24 protein-coding genes, 1 tRNA gene and 1 riboswitch are annotated in these 25,111 nt (G+C 49.9%); of the genes, 8 read left to right on the top strand and 17 right to left on the bottom strand.

The annotated features are described in order from the left end of the window. The first annotated feature begins 73 nt into the window (after window positions 1-73). Window positions 74-844 (top strand): substrate-binding periplasmic protein, encoded by a 771-nt coding sequence (locus ACO0LD_RS00555; protein WP_423002730.1) that lies wholly within the window; start codon window positions 74-76, stop codon window positions 842-844. A 46-nt stretch (window positions 845-890) separates the two neighbouring features. On the opposite strand, the gene cobA is transcribed toward ACO0LD_RS00555, so the two are convergent. Genes cobA through ACO0LD_RS00520 form a run of 7 tightly spaced genes read right to left on the bottom strand, consistent with a single transcriptional unit; the run spans window position 891 to window position 7,659 of the window. Next, on the bottom strand, window positions 891-1,613 hold the full coding sequence (cobA, locus tag ACO0LD_RS00550; RefSeq protein ID WP_423002728.1) for a uroporphyrinogen-III C-methyltransferase: 723 nt from the start codon (window positions 1,611-1,613) through the stop codon (window positions 891-893). A 3-nt stretch (window positions 1,614-1,616) separates the two neighbouring features. Then, window positions 1,617-2,933, bottom strand: coding sequence for a sulfate adenylyltransferase subunit 1 (locus ACO0LD_RS00545; protein WP_423002726.1), 1,317 nt, complete (start codon window positions 2,931-2,933; stop codon window positions 1,617-1,619). Next, on the bottom strand, window positions 2,933-3,868 hold the full coding sequence (gene cysD, locus ACO0LD_RS00540) for a sulfate adenylyltransferase subunit CysD (RefSeq protein WP_423002724.1): 936 nt from the start codon (window positions 3,866-3,868) through the stop codon (window positions 2,933-2,935). Before cysD ends, ACO0LD_RS00545 begins: the two co-directional genes overlap by 1 nt. A 12-nt stretch (window positions 3,869-3,880) precedes the next feature. Further along, window positions 3,881-4,594 (bottom strand): phosphoadenylyl-sulfate reductase, encoded by a 714-nt coding sequence (locus tag ACO0LD_RS00535; protein WP_423002722.1) that lies wholly within the window; start codon window positions 4,592-4,594, stop codon window positions 3,881-3,883. Then, entirely contained in the window at window positions 4,591-5,112 is a 522-nt protein-coding gene (locus ACO0LD_RS00530) for a DUF934 domain-containing protein (RefSeq protein ID WP_423002720.1), read from the bottom strand. Before ACO0LD_RS00530 ends, ACO0LD_RS00535 begins: the two co-directional genes overlap by 4 nt. A gap of 17 nt (window positions 5,113-5,129) precedes the next feature. After that, window positions 5,130-6,836, bottom strand: a complete 1,707-nt coding sequence (locus ACO0LD_RS00525; protein WP_423002718.1) for a nitrite/sulfite reductase — start codon at window positions 6,834-6,836, stop codon at window positions 5,130-5,132. Between the two features lie 49 nt (window positions 6,837-6,885). After that, complete coding sequence (locus tag ACO0LD_RS00520) at window positions 6,886-7,659, bottom strand: sulfite exporter TauE/SafE family protein (RefSeq protein ID WP_423002716.1); 774 nt, start codon at window positions 7,657-7,659, stop codon at window positions 6,886-6,888. Between the two features lie 539 nt (window positions 7,660-8,198). Beyond that, window positions 8,199-8,390, top strand: a riboswitch (FMN riboswitch). A gap of 273 nt (window positions 8,391-8,663) precedes the next feature. On the opposite strand from ACO0LD_RS00520, the gene ribB reads away from it, so the two are divergent. From ribB to ACO0LD_RS00505, 3 genes are all read left to right on the top strand, one after another. Next, window positions 8,664-9,356 carry a 3,4-dihydroxy-2-butanone-4-phosphate synthase gene (gene ribB / locus ACO0LD_RS00515; RefSeq protein WP_423002714.1) on the top strand — a complete coding sequence of 231 codons (693 nt, stop codon included), beginning with the start codon at window positions 8,664-8,666 and terminating at the stop codon, window positions 9,354-9,356. Between the two features lie 41 nt (window positions 9,357-9,397). Further along, window positions 9,398-9,598, top strand: coding sequence for a hypothetical protein (locus tag ACO0LD_RS00510; RefSeq protein ID WP_423002712.1), 201 nt, complete (start codon window positions 9,398-9,400; stop codon window positions 9,596-9,598). 340 nt (window positions 9,599-9,938) lie between these two features. Next, window positions 9,939-10,862, top strand: a complete 924-nt coding sequence (locus ACO0LD_RS00505) for a methyltransferase domain-containing protein (protein WP_423004036.1) — start codon at window positions 9,939-9,941, stop codon at window positions 10,860-10,862. An 88-nt stretch (window positions 10,863-10,950) separates the two neighbouring features. Here ACO0LD_RS00505 and ACO0LD_RS00500 read toward each other — a convergent pair whose 3' ends face one another. Further along, window positions 10,951-11,445 (bottom strand): hypothetical protein, encoded by a 495-nt coding sequence (locus tag ACO0LD_RS00500; RefSeq protein WP_423002710.1) that lies wholly within the window; start codon window positions 11,443-11,445, stop codon window positions 10,951-10,953. A 37-nt stretch (window positions 11,446-11,482) separates the two neighbouring features. Beyond that, on the bottom strand, window positions 11,483-11,923 hold the full coding sequence (yiaA, locus tag ACO0LD_RS00495; protein ID WP_423002708.1) for an inner membrane protein YiaA: 441 nt from the start codon (window positions 11,921-11,923) through the stop codon (window positions 11,483-11,485). A gap of 232 nt (window positions 11,924-12,155) precedes the next feature. Here yiaA and ACO0LD_RS00490 point away from each other — a divergent pair, with 232 nt between their 5' ends. Next, window positions 12,156-13,130, top strand: coding sequence for a peptidylprolyl isomerase (locus ACO0LD_RS00490; protein ID WP_423002706.1), 975 nt, complete (start codon window positions 12,156-12,158; stop codon window positions 13,128-13,130). 57 nt (window positions 13,131-13,187) lie between these two features. On the opposite strand, the gene ACO0LD_RS00485 is transcribed toward ACO0LD_RS00490, so the two are convergent. The 5 genes from ACO0LD_RS00485 to aat all read right to left on the bottom strand — a co-directional run bounded on the left by ACO0LD_RS00485 (window position 13,188) and on the right by aat (window position 17,314). Next, window positions 13,188-13,586, bottom strand: coding sequence for a hypothetical protein (locus tag ACO0LD_RS00485; RefSeq protein ID WP_423002704.1), 399 nt, complete (start codon window positions 13,584-13,586; stop codon window positions 13,188-13,190). A 116-nt stretch (window positions 13,587-13,702) separates the two neighbouring features. Further along, a complete protein-coding gene (locus ACO0LD_RS00480) occupies window positions 13,703-14,746 on the bottom strand; it encodes an aldo/keto reductase (protein WP_423002702.1) in 1,044 nt (347 codons plus the stop codon). 15 nt (window positions 14,747-14,761) lie between these two features. Next, a complete protein-coding gene (locus ACO0LD_RS00475) occupies window positions 14,762-15,808 on the bottom strand; it encodes a quinone-dependent dihydroorotate dehydrogenase (RefSeq protein WP_423002700.1) in 1,047 nt (348 codons plus the stop codon). Window positions 15,809-15,869: 61 nt separating this feature from the next. After that, entirely contained in the window at window positions 15,870-16,601 is a 732-nt protein-coding gene (locus tag ACO0LD_RS00470; RefSeq protein WP_423002698.1) for an arginyltransferase, read from the bottom strand. Then, window positions 16,598-17,314, bottom strand: a complete 717-nt coding sequence (aat, locus tag ACO0LD_RS00465) for a leucyl/phenylalanyl-tRNA--protein transferase (protein WP_423002696.1) — start codon at window positions 17,312-17,314, stop codon at window positions 16,598-16,600. The genes ACO0LD_RS00470 and aat overlap by 4 nt, the downstream gene beginning before the upstream one ends. A 187-nt stretch (window positions 17,315-17,501) precedes the next feature. Here aat and ACO0LD_RS00460 point away from each other — a divergent pair, with 187 nt between their 5' ends. Continuing rightward, window positions 17,502-18,704, top strand: coding sequence for an ammonium transporter (locus ACO0LD_RS00460; RefSeq protein ID WP_423002694.1), 1,203 nt, complete (start codon window positions 17,502-17,504; stop codon window positions 18,702-18,704). 89 nt (window positions 18,705-18,793) lie between these two features. Here the strand turns inward: ACO0LD_RS00460 and ACO0LD_RS00455 are convergent, their stop codons facing one another. Beyond that, window positions 18,794-19,363 carry an NUDIX hydrolase gene (locus ACO0LD_RS00455; protein ID WP_423002692.1) on the bottom strand — a complete coding sequence of 190 codons (570 nt, stop codon included), beginning with the start codon at window positions 19,361-19,363 and terminating at the stop codon, window positions 18,794-18,796. Between the two features lie 129 nt (window positions 19,364-19,492). Here ACO0LD_RS00455 and ACO0LD_RS00450 point away from each other — a divergent pair. Together ACO0LD_RS00450 and aac(6') are read left to right on the top strand one after the other, a co-directional pair. Then, window positions 19,493-19,569 (top strand) — tRNA-Met (locus ACO0LD_RS00450). Between the two features lie 153 nt (window positions 19,570-19,722). Then, window positions 19,723-20,166: an aminoglycoside 6'-N-acetyltransferase gene (gene aac(6'), locus ACO0LD_RS00445; protein WP_423002690.1), complete on the top strand. Its 444-nt coding sequence runs from the start codon at window positions 19,723-19,725 to the stop codon at window positions 20,164-20,166. An 851-nt stretch (window positions 20,167-21,017) separates the two neighbouring features. Here aac(6') and ACO0LD_RS00440 read toward each other — a convergent pair. Further along, window positions 21,018-23,138: a hypothetical protein gene (locus tag ACO0LD_RS00440; protein ID WP_423002688.1), complete on the bottom strand. Its 2,121-nt coding sequence runs from the start codon at window positions 23,136-23,138 to the stop codon at window positions 21,018-21,020. Between the two features lie 28 nt (window positions 23,139-23,166). Continuing rightward, the gene (locus ACO0LD_RS00435; RefSeq protein WP_423002686.1) at window positions 23,167-24,696 is read right to left on the bottom strand and encodes a hypothetical protein; all 1,530 of its coding nucleotides are present in this window, start codon (window positions 24,694-24,696) and stop codon (window positions 23,167-23,169) included. Between the last annotated feature and the right edge of the window lie 415 nt (window positions 24,697-25,111).

Genomic DNA, 25,111 nt, shown 5'->3' with positions numbered 1-25,111 from the left:
AACATAAGCCGCAAATTAGATAAACAAACTCCCTTGTTCTTAATGTGTTTTTTGATTTGCCAGGCAATAGACCATGCTTCGACAAAAAACAATATGTTCATTTTCTTTTGCAATATTCGCACTGTTTGCATTGTTGGCTGGTTCTGTTCAGGCAGGCCAGATATTGGCGGTAGGTACTGAATTCGCTAATGTATTTGAGCGCACCCCCAATGGTGAATTCACTGGCCTGGGTGCCGACATCATACGCGTGCTTGCCAGACAAAATGGGGATGAAGTCAAATTCGAAATTTACCCTTGGGCCAGAGCCCAGTGGATGGTTGAACATGAGCAGGCTCAAATACTCATAGGCCCTTACAAGACGGCAGAAAGGGAAGCTAAATATGGCTTCGCCAAACGTGCTTTCTATCGTGACATCATGGCCTTGTATATACGCAAAGGTTCGGACCTAAGTTGGGATGGCAATTATGCCAGTCTGCCCGGTCCTAAACTGGGTGTCATCAATGGCTGGGTATATGGCCCGCAATTTGAAAGCCTGCGCGCTACTATCAAACCTGTCATCGCCAATACCCTGACGAATGGCTTGAATATGTTGCTGGCAAAGCGGGTCGATTTTCTGGCGACCAATATGCGCAATACCGAGGCGACGATGAAGACTCTGGGCATCAGCAATGAATTGCAAATGATAGAACCCTTCATGGATATGCAGGATGGCTATCTGGCATACTGTAAAAATACCGCTTGCGAGCAATTGCGTTTGCGTTACGACGAATGGTACGAGCAACTGAGAGATGGCGGTGCCTTGCAATTAATGGCGCGCAGGCTGGGTGTCAGGTTGCCTCCTTAGCCACAGCCCATTTAGCCACCTGGCACTACTTATTAGTGCGCCATCCTCATGATAATTTGCTGGTACGTGCCCGCATTGCCTCACCCATCATCACTAATACCGGCCCTGTACTGATGGGCAAGCCTTTAGATAATTCGTCCAGGCTCAAAGCCTGGCTGCATTCGTCCGGGCGGCTGCAATTTTCTATGATGACTACAGGTAAATCCTTGGGGAAGTTGGCGGCCAACATGCGTTGCGCGGTCAGTGTGGCTTCTCTGCCGCCCATATATTGCACCAGGGTGTCACATTCAGGTATGCGGGTGTCTGCGCTTTCGCCAGGAGCTGTGCTGGAAGTAAACAGGGCGACACTGCGTGCTACTCCACGCTTGGTCAGGGGTTGCCGCACACTGGCTGCGGCTGCCAGCGCGGTGGTGATGCCGGGTACGATTTCATAGGCTATGCCTGCCGACTCCAGTGCAGTCAGCTCTTCATCAGCACGGCCAAACAGCATGGGATCACCGCCTTTGAGGCGAACCACCAGTGCATATTGCGCCGCGCATTCCAGCATTTGTTGATTGATGTGCTCTTGCGCAGCAGAGCGTTGCCCGCTACGTTTGCCAACCGAGATTTTGACTGCCTGCGGACACAGATCCAGCATTTCAGTCGTGACCAGGGCGTCATATAGTACAACATCTGCCAGTGCCAGCAGACGGGCACCGCGTACCGTAATCAGGTCCGCAGCGCCAGGGCCAGCACCTATCAGATAAACCTTGCCCGGAGTTTGCGACATAACTCAGGCCAGATGTATCATGCCAGCTGCCACGGTCTGATGCGTGACTTCATCAATGAGGATGAATGCACCCGTAGAGCGCAAGTCATTGTAATCATCAACTGCCAGCGCCTGAGCCACATTCAGCGTGACTGTGGCAATATCATTGAGCTTGAGGCTGTCTGCAGGACGGCGCTCTTGCGTATTGATATCCAGCAGGGTGTCGATACCAGTAACTCTGGCAGCGACTTGTCTGGTGGTATGCTTGAGCCAATATTTGCGGCGGATATCCAGTGCATCTTCCGACAACCAGCATAAATCAGCCTTCACGGTTTTCAGTAGCGTCGCAGGGCGGTCTATACCTACCAGCATATCGCCGCGTGAAATATCGACATACTCGTCCAGCAAGATCGTCACAGACTGGCCGACGACTGCAGTATCCAGCGAAGTATCCAGTGTCAAAATGTCTTTGACAGTCGCTGTCTGACCACCAGGTTGCACCAGCAATTTGTCACCCTTGCTGACCTTGCCAGCTTCGATACGGCCCATATAGCCACGGAAGTCATTCGCTTCATGACCATTGTGGCGCGCTACCAGTTGCACCGGGAAGCGGAAAGGTTCGTCATGGCAGGCGTCGTACACGCTTAATGACTCCAGCAGGGCTATCAGCGTCGGGCCTTTATACCAGGCCAGTTTTTCACTGGCGGTAACGACATTGTCACCTGCCAGGGCAGACAAGGGGATAGGACGGATGTTTTTTAAACCCAGTTGATCTGCAAATGCCTGATAAGTAGCAACGATGCGGTCATACACGGTCTGGTCATAATCGATCAGATCCATCTTGTTGACGGCAACAATCACATGTTCTATTTGCAGCAGATGGGCAATGGTGGAGTGACGTTTGGTTTGCGTGAGCAAATCGACACTGCCATCATCATTCAGTTTGACCTTGGAGACGTCGATCAGAATAATTACCGCATCTGCAGTTGATGCACCAGTCACCATATTACGCGTGTATTGTTCATGGCCAGGCGTGTCGGCAATGATGAATTTTCGCTTGGGTGTGGCGAAATAGCGATAGGCTACATCGATGGTGATGCCTTGTTCGCGTTCTGCTTCCAGGCCATCAGTCAGCAGGGACAAGTCTATCGTGTCGCCAACGGTGCGTTTGTGCTTGGCGCGGGAAATGGCATCAAGCTGGTCAGCAAAAATACCCTTGCTGTCAAACAGCAGGCGACCGATCAAAGTGCTCTTGCCATCATCGACAGAACCAGCCGTGATGAAGCGCAACAGGCCACGTTCTTTACCGACAGCGGCAGTAAATTGTTCTACGGCGTTCATTAGAAATATCCTTCTTTTTTACGTTTTTCCATCGATGCTTCTGATGTCTGGTCATCCATACGTGTGGCGCCACGTTCTGTAATTTGGGTAATTGCGGTTTCGGCGATGATGGCTTCAACCGTTGCAGCATCTGAAGATACCGGGCAGGTGCAGGAGATATCACCCACAGTACGGAAGCGCACGATCTGCGTCTCTACCGTTTCACCCTCGCGTGGTGGTGTCAAATCCGTCAGCGGCACCAGCAAGCCATTGCGCGGTATGACCTGGCGTTCATGGGCAAAATAAATCTGTGGCAATTCGAGTTTTTCACGGGCGATGTATTGCCATACGTCGAGCTCGGTCCAGTTGGAAATAGGGAAGACGCGCATGTTTTCACCGGCGTGTACGCGGGTGTTATACAAATCCCATAGTTCTGGGCGTTGTGCTTTCGGGTTCCATTGACCAAATTCATCACGGAAGGAGAATATCCTTTCCTTGGCACGCGCTTTTTCTTCATCGCGACGGGCACCGCCTATGCAGGCATCGAACTTATGCTCGGCAATGGTTTCCAGCAAGGTCACGGCTTGTGCGGCATTGCGCGAATCGGTTGCCGGGTTGCGCAGGCGTACTGTGCCACGGCGTATCGATTCTTCTACCGAACCAATGATCAGGCGTTCACCCAGTTGCGCCACGCGCTTATCGCGAAATGCGATGACTTCAGGGAAGTTATGACCAGTGTCGATATGCACCAGCGGGAAAGGAAATTTACCCGGGCGGAAAGCCTTTTCTGCCAGGCGCAGCAAGACGATGGAGTCTTTGCCGCCAGAAAACAGCAGGGCAGGGTTGCTGCATTCAGCCGCGACTTCGCGCATGATATGGATGGCTTCGGATTCCAGCCAATCCAGGTGGCGATTGCTCGCAGCATCAATAAAATGGTTTTCCACGACAGTATTCATGATTTTTCTTCTTCAGACAGCTTGTTTAATTCGGATCAGCTTGCCATCAACCACATGCAGGCCGCATTCCTTGGAATCGGGGTTTTCCCACCACCATCGTCCAGCCCGTACATCTTCACCTGGCTGTATCGCACGGGTGCAGGGTTCACAGCCTATGGATGGATATCCTTTGTCATGCAAAGGATTGTAAGGCACATTGTTGCTTCTGAGATAGTGCCAGACATCATCTTCTGACCAATCTGCCAAAGGATTAAACTTTTGCAGGCCATGTGTTGCATCGTCTTCCTGCATCGCCAGCTCAGTTCTTGTCGCCGACTGCGCGCGGCGCTGGCCGGTTACCCAGGCCTTGTTGCCTGCCAGGGCACGTTTCAGCGGTTCTACCTTGCGTATGCGGCAGCATTCCTTGCGCATTTCCACGCTGTCGTAAAAAGCGTTACGGCCATGCTGGCTGACATAATTTTCTACAGCGGCGGCATCAGGCTTGAACAGCTTGATTTCTGTGCCATAGGTTTCCTTGACTTTATCGAGCATGCCCAGTGTTTCTGCATGCAGGCGTCCTGTTTCCAGTGAGAAAATCGTGATATTCAGTTTCTTGCGCAAAATCAAGTCAGTCAACACCATATCTTCTGCTGCCAGGCTGGATGCAAACACGGCTGGCTCAAAGTCGTTGGCGATTCTTTCCAATATAGCCTGTGTTGCGGCAAGGCGCTCCAAAAAATCACTCATGCTTGCGCTCCAGTGCGCTCCGCACGGCGGAACAAGGGGTTTTTTTCATCCCAGGAAGTCTGGTATTTTTCAGAAAAATCAGTCAGGCCCTTGATCGCGTCATGGATGTTTTTGTCTTCACGTGTGGCAAAGGCATTGAAGCCCACGCGCTGCATGTAAAACAACTGGTCGCGCAAGACATCACCGATGGCGCGCAATTCGCCAGTGAAGTTAAGGCGTGAGCGCAGGTTGTAGGCGATGGAATAACCACGACCATCTGCAAATTTAGGGAAATCCACTGCCAGCAGACTAAAGCGGCTGATATCTTCTTTCAATTCTTTTGCCTGCTCATCGCTGCTGAACCAGACGGCGATATCAGTACGGTTCAGCAGGCTTTCGCGTTGCAGCAACCATACTTTCAAAGGGATGATGACTTTGCCTGCCGGTACGCTGATAGCGTCCGGTGTTTCATTTTCGGTGAGACGCATTACTGTCCAGTCGTCGGCTACGATGGCTTTATCTTTAATAATTTCTCGCATGATGCACTTTCTTAATTTCAGTAGCTGACTGCAGTACCGGCGTCTTCACCATGATGCTCATTGGTACGTATCGGCGTTGCATACACAAATTCTTTGAATGGCGCGATACCCAGTCGTTGTGCAGTATCGATGAAGCGCTCATTTTCCAGGCGGTCACGCACATACACCTGAATGATGCGGTCTATCACTTCCGGCATTTGTCCGGCAGCGAAAGACGGGCCTATGATCTTGCCTATGGCCGAATTATTGCCTTGTGCGCCACCGATGGACACCTGGTAAAACTCGCTGCCGTCTTTATCTACACCGAGGATGCCGATATTGCCGACATGGTGATGGCCGCAGGCATTGATACAGCCAGACATATTGAGTTCTATGTCGCCGATATCATGCAGGTAATCAAGGTCGTTGAAGCGGTCAGTGATATCCAGCGCGATAGGAATGGATTTGGCATTTGCAAGCGCGCAGAAGTCACCGCCAGGGCAGCAAATCATATCGGTCAGCAAGCCGATATTTGGTGTCGCCAGTCCATGGGCCTTGGCTTCTTGCCAGACGGTGAACAAGTCAGCAACTTTAACGTCTGCCAGCACCAGGTTTTGCTCATGCGTGACACGCAATTCACCAAAGCTGTATTGGTCAGCCAGATCAGCAATAAAGTCCAGTTGTTCAGAACTGGCGTCGCCCGGTGGCACACCCGGTTTTTTCAGCGACAGCACCACAGCAGAATAACCAGCCACTTTATGTGGTTTGACATTGCGCTTGACCCAATTGGCGAAGGATTTATTGTCTTGCAAATGTTGTTCGTAAGCGGCATTTTGCGCAGGCAGATTTTCGTAGTCTGGCGTCGTGAAATAGCTGGCCACGCGTTTCAATTCTGCTTCTGTCAGAGTGGCTGGGCCATCCTTGATGTCTTGCCATTCTTCTTCTACCTGGCGACCAAATTCTTCAGCACCGATGGCTTTCACCAGTATCTTGATACGTGCTTTGTAGATATTGTCGCGACGACCGTACTGGTTATAGATACGCAAAATCGCTTCCAGGTAGGTCATGACATGCTTCCATGGCAGGAAATCACGTATCACACTACCCAGGATAGGGGTGCGACCCATGCCGCCACCAACCATGACCTTGAAGCCGACTTCACCAGCTTCATTGTGTACTACGGTCAGGCCGATATCATGCACGGCAATCGCGGCGCGGTCTTCTTTTGCACCATTGATGGCGATCTTGAATTTGCGCGGCAGATAGGCAAATTCTGGATGGAAGGTAGTCCATTGACGCAGGATTTCTGCATAGGCACGCGGATCTATCAGTTCGTCTGCAGCAACCCCGGCAAATTCATCTGAAGTGATATTGCGCATGCAGTTACCGGAGGTCTGGATGGCATGCATTTCTACTGATGCCAGTTCTTCCAGTATGTCTGGTGTATCTTCCAGATTGATCCAGTTGTACTGGATATTCTGACGGGTCGTGAAGTGGCCATAGCCGCGGTCATATTTGCGGGCAATATGGGCAAACTTGCGTACCTGATTCGACGACAGCATGCCGTAAGGCACTGCCACCCGCAGCATATAGGCGTGACGCTGCATGTACAGACCGTTTTGCAAACGCAAAATACGGAATTCATCTTCACTCAATTCATTCGAGAGCCGGCGGCTAACCTGGTCACGGAATTGTGCAATACGTTCCTTGATGATTTGGTGATCGTGCTGGTCGTAACGATACATCTTTAATTACCCATAAAATGCGTCTGTAAGTACGCGATTGCAAACAGATTCAAAGGACAAGCTTGGCGGCAACCAAAGTCAGGGTGGTTGCCAGCAGGCCACGTAAAAATTTTTCTGGTACGGCGCGGGCTGCCAGAGACCCGAGAGTGATACCTGGCAAAGAGCCTATCAGCAGGCTGCCCAGCAAGACCCAGTCTATCGAACCCAGCCACCAGTGACCAAAAGCAGCAATGGCCGTCAAAGGTACAGCATAGGCGATATCTGTACCGGCGATATGCGCGGCAGACATGCGTGGATATAGCATGACCAGCAAAGTCGCACCAATCGCACCGGCGCCGATGGAGGAGATGGTCACCAGCGTCCCCAGTACTGCACCAGAGATGATAGTGGCAGCGGCCAGTTTTTTTCCTTGTAATTGTTTTTCTGGGTGCTTGTTCAGCCAGTTCAGCATCTTGCCCTTGAACAGTAAGGCGACCACGGTCAGCAGTACAGAAACAGCAATGGAATAGCGTATGAGCTGGCCAATTTCTTTATCCAGTGCGCCAAAATTCTTAAGGAAGAGCGTGGCAACGACAGCTGCCGGCAAAGCGCCGTAGCAAAGCAAACGCACCACATTCCACTCAACTGTGCCGCGCAATCTATGGGTAAAAGTACCGGTGGCCTTGGTAATCGAGGCAAAGGCGAGATCAGTGCCTACGGCCACCGTTGGTGATACACCAAACAGCAGGGTAAGCAGGGGAGTCATCAGCGAGCCGCCACCTACGCCGGTCAAACCGACCAGGGTGCCCACTGCAAATCCCGAAAATATATAGGTTAACGTCATGTCGCCTCGCGCAAAGTAGGTGCATCGTAATGAATTAAGGCTTTATTCCAAACTACTTAGTATTCATTTGCTTATATACGTATTTGATATATGCAAAATCGCTGGACTGATATTGCCTTTAGTTTAATTCGTAAAATCAGAATAAATTATTTAAGAGATAATTTATGCAAGAAAGCTTGCGCTTTTGATGTGTTTTTTATCGAATTGAAGCCACGACAGAAATTTGTGTTTCTGATTCACAAAGATGTTGGTGTGAAAAAGCTGGAAATACCTTTGAAATTAAGAATAGATGTTGCCATGTGGAAATGCGAGTTAAATCAGACAATATTTTTAACAATTCTTCTATGAATATATGTTTTTCGCATAAAGAAATATTGGCAGATATATATCCTGTCCTTATATGCCCCGCATTTGTTGATGTCCAGGACATAAAGAAACCGCAAGGTTTGAAGTCTGTTAATGACATAAGGGCTTTGTGCTTGCCCAAACAGTAATTTTATTTTTGCGTATAATTCATCTGCCGAATAACTCGGTAGGTTGTACGTCTTCAGGGCGGGGTGTAATTCCCCACCGGCGGTAAATGCACAGGATTACCTTGGTAATTCTCGTACACAAGCCCGCGAGCGCTTGCAGTAAAAACGGTTGCAGTAATTTTGCAGCAGTTTGCAAGGTCAGCAGATCTGGTGTGATTCCAGGGCCGACGGTCATAGTCCGGATGAGAGAAGATGCGCCTTAGAACTTGTTTTTGATCTTACTGCGGGTGCGCAATCGGAGTCCACGCGGGGCTCATGTGCTGCTCAAAATGCTCATGTACTTAAGTACATTCCGCTTTTTGCGCTGCGTTTTTGTTACCCTGACCCCGCTGACGCTCGCTCGCGACAGATCGTAAACAGGTTCTTACACAAAATTCCTATGGTGAAGGCCATGGGTGTTTGTGTATGGCTATTCGTTTTTTACTCCCTGAAACGTCTTTTGCACATTTACTTTTGCCGGAGCGTTTCATTATGTTGAATACTATTAGTAATACTAGTACTACTGTCCCATCCTCCAATTCCGCCCAGCCGGAAATATTATCCCTTAGTCCATTTGATCAGCGCCTGTCCAGGGCATTGGCAGACCTGCGCAATGGTCGTCCTGTATTACTCATGGATGACTATGACCGGGAAAACGAGGCTGACCTCATCGTTGCCGCCGAAAAAATCACGGTCGAATCCATGGCCAGGCTGATCCGCGATTGCAGTGGCATCGTCTGTCTGTGTCTGACCGATGACAGGCTGCAGCAACTCGACTTGCCACCCATGGTCAGCCACAATGAAAGCCGTTATGGCACGGCTTTCACGGTGTCAATAGAGGCCAAACAAGGTGTGACGACCGGGGTTTCTGCAGCTGACCGCGTTACCACCGTCCTGGCTGCCATCGCACCTGGTGCCCAGCCAGATCACCTGGCCCGTCCCGGCCATGTCTTCCCTTTGCGTGCAGCACCAGGCGGCGTGCTTAGCCGGCGCGGCCATACCGAAGGCTCGGTTGATCTGGCTATGATGGCGGGATTGTCACCAGCAGCTGTATTATGTGAATTGATGAACCCGGATGGCAGCATGGCCAAAGGCGAGCAAATCATAGAATATGCAGTTACTCACGATATCGTGGTATTGACTATAGATGAACTTGCCAGCTATCGTGCGCTAGCCAAAACCTAAGTAGCATCAACTTGCATTAAATATCAGGAGGAGTGACGGCCATGACTATGCTCAGAAAAGTTTTCATACTGACCATGTTGCTGGCCGTCACACTGGTGCATGCCGCACCGGCAGCCTGGTATAAGTGGCGCAGCAAACTCAATGCGCATGTAGTCTGTTCCCAAACTTCGCCAGGCGAGGCTTGGGAGCAACTGCCCAAGGCATATCAGGACGGGCGCTGCGAGCGACCCAAGCCAGGCTGATCAGACTGACTTAGCTCAGCCAATTCCTCTTTCATTTGCGTTTATTTGGCAGATACTGTTACTTGTTTTTTCAAAACTGGTATTGCGCATAGTCGTTTCTTTGCATAAAGTTAATTTGCCGACATATTGCATGCGACTAGCTTTAGCATACGCAAGAATTGACGCAGATTCGCTATTCAACTCCGTGATTCACTTCCTTGCAACCCAAGGATAATCAGTTTCTCAGGCCATACACAAAACGAATTTCAAGATTTGCTTGTTGGTGGCGAGAAAATTGACTGTCCTGTTGAACTCTTCAGATGGCAGCCACATGATGAAACCAGGTAAAGAAGGAGTGACCATGTTGATTGAGCGTGAGGCAGAGAGCTGCTACCTCGGACAGTTTATCCCCCTGCAATACCATCACAATATGTTGATGGACTTAAACCGCATGGATAATTTCAAAGCGGCCATACGGCGTCAGGTATTTGATGGCGCAAAAGTGCTGGAACTGGGCGGAGGCACGGGAGTCTTGTCCTGGTTTGCTGCGCAGGCTGCCTCTAAAGTATATTGCGTCGAGTTCAATCCTGATATGGTCGATGAAGCGCGCCGCTTGCTGGCCATGAACCGCTATGGTGAAAAAGTCGAAGTCATCCACGCTGATGCATTTGAATACCTGCCACCAGAACCTGTAGATATCGTCATTTGCGAAATGATACACGTTGCCATGTTGCGGGAAAAACAGGTGGAAGTCATAGAGAACTTCAAGAAACGTTATGCAGCAAAATTTGGCGGGCCATTGCCCCTGTTCATTCCCGAAGCTGTCGTCATGGCAGTGCAGCCCCTGCAGCAAACTTATGATTTTTCTGGCTACCAGGCACCGATCATTCAATTCCAGCAACCCGGTGTTTTTTCTGCCGACACGGTGGAACTTGCGCAACCTGCCTTGTACAGCATTATCGATTTCAGCCAGCCGAATGACATGCAGATCAAATGGGAGGGTAGTTTTACCGTGGAAAAAGCGGGCACAGTCAGCGCCTTGCGGTTTGTGACCAAGAATATTCTGGCGGTCTTGATGGAAACTTCAACGACCATAGACTGGCTGAATCACTATATGGCTTTGCCATTGACGCAGCCAGTGGTGGTCAAAGAGGGCGATCTGCTGCAAGTCAGCTTCCAGTACCGTGCTGGTGGCTCCATCGCCTCGCTGCAAAATTCCATGCAGGTAGAAGTGAAATCCACATCAGTTGCCCGTGCCGGACATTTGACACTGGCTTATGGCTAAATAATTTCCGTAAATGAAAAAAGAGCCTGTATTTGTTCAAGTGAATAAATTGAACAAATGCAGGCTCTTTCTCTTTGATGAAGCAGACTTATTCAGGCGGAGTATCTTCGTCTGCTGGAAATGCCAATGCCTGCTGCATCAATTCTTCGTCAGTAATCGGCGGTATTTCAGTGAGTTCTTCAGCCCCGACTTGATCTGCTAATTCCAGTGCATGTTCACCGAGAAATGCCAGGGTAGCTTGCTCAGAGCCTGGCCCATCGCTGGAGCCAGTCTCTGTCTCCATGCCTTCCTTATTCACATTGCTTGCTACTTTTTCATCCAGATCATATTCATTGCGCTCGCCTGCAGTTGCCAGGGCTTGCATCAACAGATCATCATCAGAAATTGGTGGAAGTTCTGCAAGCTCCTGCAGGCGCAGTCTTTCCTGATCTGTTACATCTTCATCCTGTGGATATTTGAAAGCAGCCGGAGTTGTGCCTGGTGCAGGAATTGGTGTGGCGTTTGTTTTGCTTCGCCTGTCTAAATTTTCTAGATAGGCGGCAAAATCACCATTGTCTGGAGCATCATTATTCACAATGAACAAGGTCGTTCAATAAATAAGTTAAGAAAATACATGAAAATCAGTTTTCATGACTATCGTGCACAGGCGGTGTATCCATATCAGGCTTGAGCAGATTGATATCGCGTACATTTTTTTGTACCGCTACGGCAGCGAACAGGCTAAGCAAAAATGCCATGGCAAAGAAGCCTTTTTCACTCCAGCCCAAAGCAGCATTAAACAAACCAACGGCAAGCAACAGGATGGATAAGCCCAGTGACAACCAGCACAGACCAAAATAAATACCGGTAACAGGGATGCCTTCAAGTTTGTCGCGTACCGATTTTTGCAGGGATACGGCAGAAAACAAGCCATACATCAATACGGTGAAGTAATAACCTTTTTCATTCAATTGCATTTCGGCATTCCAGACGCCTGCAAAATAGGTGGCGGCACCTATAAACAATGCGGCCCAGGATGCGCCCACAAACGCACCGGTAGGTGCTTGAAGTTGAGGTTTCAAACAAGGACTCCTTGATGTAAAAGATTGATTCAGGTTTTACCGGATTCGCCAGGTTTTTGCAATATTACAATGAGAAAAACTCGGAAATAAAACAATCGGGCCAAATAATTGAATGGAAAGATAATAGATATATTTCAGGTATATGGACAAAACAGTCTCATTCGCGTAAGGTCACCCATTCTTGCCTAAGCGGCAATTGCGCTAATCTTGCGCACCTTACCGGAGTCAAATAATGCCTTTACGTTTTGCTGCTGTGCCCGCTGGAAAATCCCTGGTGACTTGCGTGATCGCGGGTCTGTTTTTGTCTGCTACTGCCCACGCTTATGCAAAGGCGAAAGCCAAGAGCGTGCCTGCCAACGTAACGCAGGTAGCACAGGCTTCCAAGTTGAATTTGGGAGATATCCTTAAAAATTCCAGCGCTGCAGACTGGCGTCCGCTTGATCCTGACAATACCCTGTATCTGAATCTGGAAAAAGGCCGTGTCGTGATAGAGCTGGCCCCAAATTTTGCCCCCAATCATACGCAAAACATCAAGGCATTAGTGCGCGAAGGTTATTTTGATGGCCTGGCTATTGTACGTTCACAAGAGAATTATGTTGCTCAATGGGCTGACCCTGATGAGAAACGGGAAGTCAAAACAGCCAAGCGCAAGCTCAATGGTGAATTCACTGTCAAATATCCCAGCAATTTGCCGTTTACCCGCTTGCCTGATGTCGATGGCTATGCGCCACAAGTGGGACATGCGAATGGCTTCCCTGCAGGACGTGATCCCAAGGCAGGTGCAGCCTGGTTGGCGCATTGCTATGCCAGCGTAGGCGTGGCTCGTGGCACGGACGCAAATAGCGGTGATGGCACATCTTTATACGTGGTAACCGGGCATGCACCAAGACAGCTGGACAGGAATATCACAGTCGTTGGCCGTGTCGTGCAAGGCATGGAATTACTGACGACCTTGCCACGTGGTACTGGTCCCCTGGGTTTTTACGAAAAAGCTGAAGAGCGCACCCCCATCAAGAGCATGCAACTGGCTGCCGATGTGCCAGACGCAGAACGCAGCAAGCTGGAAATCATACGCACCGACACGGCAACATTTAAATCGATTATTGAAGCGCAAAGAAACCGAGGGGGGGACTGGTACAAAGTGCCGGCAGGGCATATCGACCTGTGTAATGTGCCGCTGCCGGTCAGGCCGCAAAAACAATCGTAGGCATGATGCAGGCAACGCCTTATTCAGGCGTCATGCGTTTGCCTTACTGGAGGTTTGCTAATAGCTCCCGCTGTCCATGCTTGATACTGAGCAGGCGCTGGCTATGTCAACACTGCATGCAATACTTGTCGCTACGCTGGCATTGATTGCATCTTGTGTCAGTGTCGCGGGGGTGTTGCTACTGGCGAAGGAATCAAGGCCAGGCGGATTCGCAGCAAACCACAGCCAGGCTGGGTCGATAGCGCCTTTATTGATACTCCATTGATTGAAGCCGCCCCGGATGATGATCGTCGAATATAAAGCGAAAGCAAATACAAAAATTCCCAGTGCTATATAAGGAAAGACATGTAAAGGGGAAATATTGGGCACCAGGCTGCGCAAAAAAACGACCAGCAGAGCAGCTATGGCAAAAAAACAGATCAGGGACTTGATGATATTAATACGCAATTGGGACATCTCGGTTCTCCGGTAAAAGGATCAATAGGCATTTGCTGCAATTGCGCTTGCATTTTATGCCAGGTAAAAAATCCTTGCCGGAGTAGTGATTTTCTGATGTCCCACCCACGATAATATTACTGACCAGGGTTGCTCAGCTCTTCATGAATGCGGTTGATGCCTTGTATGAGTTCATCGTTGAGAGCTACATCCAGCGCATCAATATTCTCTTTCAACTGCGTCAGGTTGGTTGCCCCTATGATGGTGCTGGCAACAAAGCTGCGCGAATAACACCAGGCCAGTGCCAGTTGTGCTGGCGTCAAACCATGTTCACGCGCCAGGGCCGCATAGCGTTTGCTGGCTTCAAATACGCTGGCACGCATATAGCGCGGGCTCCAGGTCGGCGGGAATATTGTCAGGCGACCATGGGCTTTGGCATCGTCAGTGTATTTTGCGGTAAGCTGCCCGAATGCCAGCGGGCTATAGGCCAGCAAACCTACATTTTCGCGGAAGCAGGTTTCGTCCAGGCCCTGTTCAAATGAACGGTTCACCAGGTTGTAGGCATTCTGTATGCTGGCGATGTTCGCCGCGCCTTGCAGTTCTGCCTGATTGATAAATTCACTGACACCCCAGGATGATTCATTCGATACGCCAAAGGCGCGTATCTTGCCTTCCTTTGCCAGGGCGTTCAACACTGCCACAGTCTCGGCAATATCTGTACACGGTCTTTCCAGCGTAGGGTCAAATTGTTTTTGTCCAAAGATAGGGACATTGCGGCTTGGCCAGTGCAATTGGTACAGATCGATGTAGTCAGTTTGCAGGCGTTGCAAGCTGGTTTCTATGGCGGCGCGAATGTTTTTTTCATTCAAATCATTTTCGCCATTGCGTATCCAGCCCATGCCGCGTGATGGGCCGGCAACTTTGGTTGCCAGCACGATTTCGCTGCGCTTGCCGGATTTTTTTATCCAGCTGCCTATATATTGCTCGGTCTTGCCTTGTGTGGCAGCGCGTGGCATGACCGGGTACATTTCTGCCGTATCGATAAAATTGATACCGCGTTCCAGCGCATAATCAAGCTGCTCATGCGCTTCTGCCTCGGTGTTTTGTTCGCCAAAGGTCATCGTGCCCAGGCAGATGGTGGATACATTCAGCTGGCTATTGCCAAGTAAAATTTTCTTCATGATCGTATAGATTAATTATTTATGTCCGCGCAAGGCATCTGCGCAGTCTTTTACCAATGCGGGGCCTTGATAAATCAGGCCGGAATACACTTGTACCAGTGCCGCTCCCGCCTGCATTTTAGCCACTGCGTCAGCACCAGAAAAAATCCCGCCCACACCGATGATGGGTATCTCATTACCCAGTTCTGCCTTCAAGGCGCGGATCACGCGGTTGGATAATTCAAACACGGGTTTGCCAGACAAACCGCCCGTTTCTTCTGCATGTGGCAAGCCCTGTACGGCATCGCGGGTGATGGTGGTATTGGTCGCAATGACGCCGTCTATCTTGTGACGTAACAAGGCGTCACCTATGGTCTTGATCTGTTCTGCATCGATATCTGGAGCGATCTTCAGGGCAACCGGTACATAGCGCTTATGCTCATCGGCCAGTTTTTGCTGTGCTTCTTTCAACTGTGACAGCAGGGCATCCAGCTCGGTCGCACCTTGCAACTGGCGCAGGTTCTTGGTGTTAGGGGAGGAGATATTCACCGTCACATAGCTGGCATAGGGATAAACTTTGGCCAGGCAATGCAGATAATCTTCGGCAGCGCGTTCTATAGGCGTATCGGCATTCTTGCCTATGTTCAGGCCCAGTACACCTTGCTTGTCCTGGTAAAAACGCGAAGCCTGCACGTTTTTCACAAAGGCATCGACGCCGCCATTATTAAAACCCATGCGGTTGATAATCGCATCAGCCTGCGGCAGGCGGAACATGCGTGGCTTGGGGTTACCTGCCTGCGCACGAGGCGTGACCGTACCAATTTCTATGGAGCCAAAACCGATGGCCGCGAGGCCATCAATATACGCACCATCCTTGTCCAGGCCAGCGGCCAGGCCAACCGGATTAGGAAAACGCACACCCATGACAGTGCGCGCATCTTCTACTGGCTTACTGCTCAGCAAGCCACTCAGGCCCAGTTTGTTGGCACGTTGCAGAGCAGGTAAAGTCAGGTGATGGGCATTTTCCGGGTCCATGGCAAACAAGGCAGGACGGATCAGGGAGTAAAGAAGTTTTGCAGACATGTAAATAGCTGAGGAAGAAAAGTTGAAAATAAAATTTGATCGGCAGGCGGGAGGGATAGCTTCACAGCTCCCGCAAGGTCTGCCAGCGCCCCTGCATCAAGGCATCAAGAGGGCGGAAATTGGTCTTGTAAGCCATCTTGGGGCTGGCAGCAATCCAGTAACCCAGATAGACATAGGGCAGCTTTAACAAGCGCGTTTGCTCTATCTGCCACAAGACATTGTAAGTGCCGTAGGATGCAGTCGCATCATCCGGGTCATAAAAGGTATACACCGACGACAAGCCATCTGTCAGCACATCAATAATGCTGACCATGCGCAAGACATCTTTATCATCCCTGAATTCAACCAGGCGCGTATTCACGCGGCTTTGCAGCAAGAATTGCGCATACTGGTCGCGGCTGTCGTTGTCCATGCCGCCGCCAGAATGACGTTCACCCTGGTAGCGCTGATACAACTCGTAGTGTTCGTGCACATAACTCAGGCTGCTGACACGTGCATGCAAGTTGCCATGCTTCTTCCAGGCGCGGCGCTGGCTGCGGTTGGTTTCAAATTCATTGACGCGCACGCGTACTGGAGTGCAGGCCTGGCAGTTATCACAATGCGGCCGGTAAATGAAAATCCCGCTACGTCGAAAACCACTCTTCACCAGCTCTGAGTACGCATCGGCATTAATCAGATGTGCAGGTGTCGCCACTTGCGAACGCGCCTGCAAGCCTTCCAGATAACTGCAAGGGTAGGGCGCTGTCGCATAAAACTGTATGCTGGCGAAGGGGAGTTCGTTAAGCTGGGTCACGGGCTGATCTTGTTGGCTATGGTCCAATTGCTAATCGCTGGCAAGGCACTGGCATGTTCCACCCAGCGTAAAAATTCGGTTCTGTTGATCGCTTTTGCGCCCAGAGATGCCAAATGTGCCGTCTCTTGCTGGCAGTCTAACATTTTCACCCCATGTTCACGCAAGAAAAATACCAGGTGTGCCAAGGCTATTTTGGATGCATCCGTGACCCTGGCAAACATCGATTCACCATAAAACATGCGGCCTATGCAAACGCCATAAGCTCCACCCACCAGTTCACCATCCAGCCACACCTCTATGGAATGGGCATATCCCAGCTCGTGCAAGTCACTATAGCCAGCCACGATATCTTCAGAAATCCAGGTGCCAGTGCCTTCTTTGCGTGGTGCGGCGCAGGCGCGCATGACATCTTCGAAGGCAGTATCAAAGCGCACTTCCCAACGCGAGTCTTTGCTGACCTGGCGCAGGCGCTTCTTCAGGCTGAGTGATAATTTGAAGTCTTGCACCTGCAAGACCATGCGCGGGTCGGTAGACCACCACAAAATAGGCTGCCCATCAGAAAACCACGGGAAGATGCCATTCTTGTATGCATATAACAACCGCTCTGCCGACAAGTCCGCACCTGCTGCCAGCAAGCCTGCAGCACCATCTTTTTCTGTCAGTGCGGTGCTGGGGTGGGGGAAGGGGCTATCCGTTTCCAGCCAGGGGATCACACAGCCCCCAATATTGCTTGCACCAAAAAAGTGCCATTTTTCAGTGCATCAAACTTATTCATTAAATAACCTGGTTTAAAAATTCGCATTAAATCAATCACTTATAAATTGCACCAAATTGGAATGTATTTTGCTTTATCAGTGCACCTTTGATACAAATTTGCACTTATATTGGGAGACATTTTGCATGAATGCACAAAATAGCAGCGCGGACGCTTTGTTTATCTTGCTTGGCGCAATCATGATACTAGCAATGCATGCGGGCTTTGCATTTTTAGAATTAGGCACCGTGCGCAAGAAAAACCAGGTCAATGCTCTCGTCAAGATACTGGTTGATTTTGCCGTATCCACCATTGCCTACTTCTTTGTCGGTTATACCATCGCTTACGGCGTACAGTTTTACTCCGGTGCCGAGGTGCTGGTCGCCAAAAACGGCTTTGAAATGGTCAAGTTCTTTTTCTTGCTGACCTTTGCCGCTGCCATTCCCGCCATTATCTCAGGCGGGATTGCCGAGCGGGCAAAATTTCACCCGCAACTGATCGCTACAGCCTTGCTGGTGGGGGTGTTGTATCCCTTCTTTGAAGGCATAGCCTGGAACCAGCGTTTTGGTATACAGGCATGGCTCAAAGTAATGTTCTCTGAAGAATTCCATGACTTTGCCGGTTCCGTCGTCGTACATGCCTTTGGCGGCTGGGTGGCCTTGCCCGCCGTATTGCTGCTGGGCGCACGTCGTGGCCGCTATATGAAGAATGGCGCGATTGCAGCCCACCCACCATCCAGCATCCCTTTCCTCGCGCTGGGTGCCTGGATACTGACAGTGGGATGGTTTGGCTTCAATGTCATGAGCGCACAAACAATGGACAAAATGAATGGCCTGGTCGCTATGAACTCACTGATGGCCATGGTAGGCGGCACGCTGGTCGCCTTCATCCTTGGCAAGAATGACCCAGGCTTCGTCTACAACGGCCCGTTAGCTGGCCTGGTTGCTGTTTGTGCCGGTTCTGACCTCATGCATCCGCTGGGCGCACTGGTCACAGGTGGGATAGCCGGTGCCATCTTTGTCTGGATGTTCACCTGGACACAAAACAAATGGAAGGTCGATGATGTACTGGGCGTATGGCCCCTGCATGGGCTGTGCGGTGCCTGGGGTGGCATAGCAGCCGGTATCTTTGGATTAAAGTCTCTGGGTGGCCTTGGTGGGGTCAGCTTCATGTCGCAATTACTGGGCACCAGCATGGGCGTTGCAATTGCCTTTGTCGGCGGCTATATCATCTACGCCAGCCTGAAAAAACTCATAGGCATACGCCTTGATCCTGAAGAAGAATTTGAAGGTGCAGATTTGGCTATACACAAAATCTCATCGACTGCCGAACGCGAAACCAGTTGGTAATAACGAAAATAATAACGGAAATAACGACGAAAAAAATGGGTGATTAAAACCTCGCCCATTTTTTTGATGTCAGTCCAGCCAATTTCATTTCATCCATCCCGCATGGGTCTGAAAATATCATGCTCATGCATCTGGAAGCGCCCACCATCCTTGACCTTCGCCAGATCTTCAAAGAAAAACTTCAGCGTATGTCCAATGGTAGGAAAGGCGATGTCATCCCAGGGGATTTGCTCTTCAGAGAATAACGCCACTTCCAGGCTCTCGACTCCCGCGACGTAATCCAGATCCAGCAAAGTAGCGCGGTAAAACAAATGCACCTGATGCACATGCGGTACATTCAATATAGAAAACAGCTCATGCAATTTGATATTGGCACCAGCTTCTTCTTCAGTCTCACGCTGCGCCGCTTGCGCCGTAGTCTCATTGTTTTCCATGAAACCTGCAGGAAGGGTCCAGAAGCCCAGGCGCGGTTCTATTGCGCGCTTGCACAATAATATCTTGGTGACACCATCTTCTTCCCAGACGGGAATAGAACCCACCACCATCTTCGGGTTTTGATAATGGATAGTGCCGCAAGCCGGGCAAACAAAACGCTCGCGAGTATCATCAACAGGGATTTGCAAGACCACCGGGGACGCGCATTCAGAACAGAATTTCATGGGCAAAAAAGAGTCAAAATTGGCGAATCTGCAAAGTGTAACACCTGTCCGCAAAAGTGCGGCAAAAGTCCTGATCCTAGAAAAGAATTGCGCGGAGCAGCAAAATCATGTATAGTTTCATTCTTCAGACGCGGGGTGGAGCAGTCTGGCAGCTCGTCGGGCTCATAACCCGAAGGTCGTAGGTTCAAATCCTGCCCCCGCAACCAAGTATTCAAGTCCTTGATCAGAAATGATCAAGGACTTTTTGCTTTGCACAGTGAGACAATCATTCTTGCCGCTGGAAATGCCTGCGTAGATTGCTATTTGTCATGCAGTAGTTTTCAAAAATAGACATGAATTTTGACAGGTGTTAAATCATTATGCCAATTCCTTGTAGTTACTTGCATCAAGCAGCCTGGTTGGCGTTGAGGCAGCAATTGTGGCCAGACGGTACAAAAGACGAGCATCTTGCTGAAATGGCTGAATTGCTGGAATCACCAGAGCGCTATGCGCAGTTTATTGAGTTTGGCGAGACAGGTGAGGCGCTGGGTATGGTCGAAGTGTCACTCAGGAGTGATTATGTCAATGGAACCGACACAAGTCCTGTTGCTTTTCTTGAGGGCTTGTTTGTCGTGCCACAAGCAAGAAAAAAAGGAATCGCCCGCGCCCTGGTTACTGAAGCAGAACGCTGGGCAAAAAATAAGGGTTGCAGCGAATTTGCATCTGACGCTCTGCTGGAAAATACCGCCAGCCACGACATGCACTCAGCGCTTGGTTTTGCTGAGACTGAGAGAGTCGTTTACTTCAAGAAGAGTTTGGCATAAGCCCAGTGGATGTATTTTGAATACATGAGGAATCGTCATAGAGACATTTTCCTCAATGCTAGTTGGCTGTGACTGTCATGCGTGCGAATACGTGAAGCTTACACCTACGCGGGCTTGTGGAAATATTTAGTCACCGTAAGTAATCTCCGCCACAAATCCCACCTTTAACAACTCCGACACCAAGTCAAATGCCGATGTGACGGAAGATGTATCCACCATTGATCAATAATCATTGCAAGATCATATGTGCGAATACGCGGGGCTATGTCATAACAATTTGTTTGCAGCATCAATAACCTCAGATGCCAATTTAGTCGGCCTCACTATTCGATCTTCTTTTTCGCCAGAGATTTCAAGTAGCCCCATTTCCAAGAACGAAAACACTATTGCTTTCCTGGTTGGATTAAATCTATTCACGTATTTGTAAGAGTCATCTTGAGGATTAATAAAAGCATTGAGAGCCCAAAGGTCATGACCAGTCAATCCACGTAGTTTTTTTATCTGAGTGCTAGAGAGATTCTGTTCGACTTCGAGCTTCTTGAGTATGATCTTAGCGACACTTGAATTGATTTCTACGTGACCGAATCTGGATATGAAATTAAATATCGACTCTCTAGAGTAAAAATACACAACCAGTATAACTAATGGCCATCTTAGAATTTCGACTAGCTTTATGAATTCTGCCATATTTATTTACCTTTTAAGGTTAGTCCACGTGCGTGCGATTAGAATAACGTAATCGCACGCACGTCGAGTCTGAGCAAATATCAATAATCTTTGCAAAATCATGCGAGCAAATATCAATAATCTTTGCAAAATCATGCGAGCGAATAGACGCAATGGATCATGCCTTATTTGGGCGTATGGTTGGCGAACCAGTCCAGGATAATTTGCGTGCGCTGAATCGATAAATCCCGGATGACCGGCATATGCAAGGCATCATCCATGGGTTTTGCAAGCACGGTGCGGATAGGCTCGGCATATTGAACCACAGTCGCATAGTCGTCCAGCTTGAAACGGCCCATGATGGGATACAGCTTGGCGTACTGCGGCAGTATGAATTGAATGCAATTATCCCAGGTCGGGTTTTCGGGGAAGGTCTGCTGGCTAAACAGCAGGATACTAATCAAATCGTCGAGGTGCTGGGTGTAGTTTTTTGCGATAGCCTGATCGGCAAAATTGTAGCGCACAAAGTAAATTTGCCCATCGACGTTTTGACTGGCGCGCGGGAAACCAGGGTCAGTGCCTACGATTTTCAATTCGGCCATGCCTTGCGCATTGGTCATCAAAGGCGCCGTGTTGAAGGACAAGGCATTTTGCGGTACCGCGATGTTCTTCAATCCAGAGGTACCGCCAGTACCCATGGTATTGCTGGTGTAGGCCACGGAATCTTCCGGCGACATCAGGGTTGCCTGGAGGCCGATATTGGCCGCAGGTTGACCAAACTTGGTGGCATATAAGCGAACCAGCGCCGTTGCACTGTTGGGCCCTGATGTAGTGCCGGGGTTCATCCTGAAAACAAACTGATCGGCACGCAAATTATAGCCATTGATATTTTCTGCCAGCCAGATGCTTGGCCCTAAGGATTTTTTGCCAATCAGACCCAGGGGCATAGTCAGCACTTTCTGTTCCGCCTGTTGCACAGTCAGGCCAGGTGGCAACAAAGCTGGATCAACATTCACCGTCAGTATGCCACCGCTGACTGTCATCAGTTCTGCCATCTGAGCCGGGTCATTAGGTAAGGCCGCGATGGGAACAGCGTTGCTCAAGCTAATGCCTGTTCCTTGGTGTTGATCAAAATAGACCAAAAACAGTTCGCCTAACGCATACAATGCAACCCCGAAACCCTGCGCTGGATCGTTATAACCGGGCTTGTCGGTGACGAGCGAATTGCCCAGATTAACGGTGATCAATACCTCCTTGCTGCCATCGCTTTTGTTGACCTCTTGCGTGCAGAACGGGGCAAAATTGCATTGGACATTGCTATTCGGCACCGTAAGCGGCGCCATCATGCGTGATGGCGTGTAAAAAACGGGAGTCGCCGTAGCGAGCGGCCCTATCGTGCCAGTTAACAAACCGGTTGGGAACAGAGTGTTGATGTTAGGCGGTGGCACTGGCGACGGTGGCGGTGCCAATGTAATCTTCAGGATAGTGGCGCGATAGGTATCGGCGTCGGCTTGCCCCAGCAAAATAGTGAGACGATTATTCACATACGATTCAGTCGGAACCTGGCCCAGGTTGGCCGGCACACCCTTACTATCGAGGTTCATGTAATATTTGGTCATGGGTAGTAATTTGGCGGCGATATTGACGGGCACGTCATTTTTCACCAATGCCAGCAGGGTGGCAGCATTGAACAGATAGATCACTGGCGCATTATTATGCGCATTCACCACAAAATTGACGCTCAATTGTTTCGGCGATTGTTGCTGGAGCAAACTGAGAAATTTTGACTGCGGTTTTGCCGCAGTCGTCCAACTCAAATTGGTCAGGCTTGATTGATATACCCCGCAACCACTGCCCGAGCTACGTGGGCCGTTGATTGCCTGCGCCCAGACTGCGTTATACGAACCAGCGACATAATCACCGCGGACAAAATCACTGATCGATGCCGGGTTGGCGCTAACGCCCGCCACTTGCAGGCTCAGCCCCCATATTTCGCTGGTATTTTGCTGATCCGGGTCGAGGTCAACCAGTTTAGGTGCTGCCATCGCATACGCGGCAATGACTGGTTGGCCAATCACAGGATCAACAGCGGGGTCGGTGGTTTCATCGCCGGGGCCATAGACTACCTTGGTGACCAGGCAGCTTTGAAAATCAAAAATACCGGTGCCATTCGGGTTCCAGTAAAGCTGCAACTTTGTGATCTCATTATTCGCATCGGTATAGTTGTCCGGTGTATTGTTTACCGTGCTTGGATCAGCCAGAAAGCCACCGCTAAAGTGCAATCTTGGATAGGTCAAATAGCTCATGTCAATTCCTCTTTTTTGAAAACGGTTTTTATTTTTTAGGGCCACCGTTGGCGGCGCACATTGCGTTGCTTGGCAGCACGCCTGTGCTGCAACCCTTGGTTTTCAGATTCAGTAAATTGAAAATGTGGGAAAGCCCGGCTGGCGGCAACTGAACTTTTATCGCCTCACTCAGTGACTGGCCTCGACTCTTGCCATCCTGATTATGGCAACTGAAGCAATTGTAGGGATTTTGAATATTGGAGACGCCATTTTGCACATAGGTTTCCATGCTATTGTTTGCGCCCGACAAGGACCCGACCTGTACCTGCATCGAGGGCGGTAAAGTCCCCTTGGCTGTCCATACATTGCCGACCAGTGAATAATTGGCCCACAATTTATTGGCGTCACCCGCAGGCAATGCGGCCAGCATTTTTTGCACAGATAAATCCAATGCCTGCAAATTAGCGGTGCTGGGCTGTATGACAAACTTTTGGGTATCCGGGTCACAGATATAGCCAGGCGGCGGGGTGGAGCTACAATTCAAATTGTTGGGCATGGTACCAATGGTCGGGTCGCCCCAGGGGTGCATGGTGCACACCTGGGTGGCTTTGCCTTCGGCATAATGATTGGGGGTGCAGTTGCCGCCAGTGCAGTTGGGATTGTAAAAAGTCCAGTTTCCGCCCAGAGGGGGTTTGGCACCGGTCGTGGAGCAATACGGCGCATTATTGCGGTGTTCAAAGGTACCCCAGATAAACTCTGGCTGGGTTGGCGTCTTGCTCACGATGTGCATGCCCACCAGCCCCAGGTCCACATTCTCCATGCAGTTTTTGTCGGGTGCCTGAACCGAGCCCTTCGTGCTATAAAAGGTCTTGCCTGCCAGTTCGTCGGCCGTCAAAATCTTCCATGCGGTTTTCAATTGCATTGCGCCTGTCGGAAACTCCAAATTCGGGTACAAAGCTGGAATGTCCACCACCTTGTAGCCAACCGGATCGACCAGATCTGGCGCAAGGCTTAAACTACACTGCGCCTGGTACAGGCCGCAACCGGTGATGAAGTCATAGCTCGGTTTATTGACCGCTACGCCATAAAATACCCGGTTCAGCGATTTGTCGATCAATGGTTGTCCAACTCCCGCCTGCAAGGTCAGGTTGGAAAAAACATAGTTCTGTTTTAAATTCTGCTTTAAGGTGGATGGCCCTTTGCAATACGTCGGTTTGGGTACTTTTCCCCATGGGGTTGGGGTCTTGCCCGGATCAACAAAAATGCCATAACTGGGCATAAAGGTTTCAAATTGCAGAACCTTGCTGCCCGTTGCCACTGGCTGCACCAAATACAGCATGGCCTGCCACATATACTGCTGAAAACTGCAATTATCGGTATTCTGCACGTCGCCCGGCAAGGATGGATTGCTGACCCACGTGGAACTGGCGTTGCAGTTTACGGTACTTGGAGCCGGGTTCTGTTGTGCCAGAGCGCTTGAGGGAAGTGCAGTGATGATGGCGATGGCAGCAATTGCTATGACAGCAGCCGAGCTTATTGAACTTATTAAGAAACGGCGCTGCAGGATGATTTTTTTCATAAACATTCCATTCTTTGGATGAAGAAATTTATTGGCACTTCTGACGGAAGGCTAGCTCTTGCATAACTATTTGCGCATATGCCGTATATCCAACAAAAGACTTAGCACCGTTAATTAAAAAAAGCGTAAAAAAGCGTAAAAAAAAGCGAATAAAAGCGTCCATGGACTGCATATCCAATCTGACCCGAGACGGTGCGGTATGGCCTCCATCAACGATCAAACTGCCGTTTTTTGATAATTCAGGAAAGAGTCAAGCATTGTGGTGCGCTGTCCCCCGGCGTTGATGTCGGGGGACAGCGCTGGGCGCGCTTTGGATAACGTCGGGTAAGCTAGTATTGGACATGGCTTCTCAAGTTCAATCGTGCGTCAAATAAGGAGCGCCTACGTTTAATTTCAATTTTCTTGAAGCAATTGC

It is taken from the genome of Undibacterium sp. Ji83W (assembly GCF_049340385.1).
Lineage (GTDB): Bacteria > Pseudomonadota > Gammaproteobacteria > Burkholderiales > Burkholderiaceae_D > Undibacterium.
The sequence above is the reverse complement of the archived record's forward strand: the minus strand, read 5'-3'. Positions and strand labels throughout refer to the sequence as shown.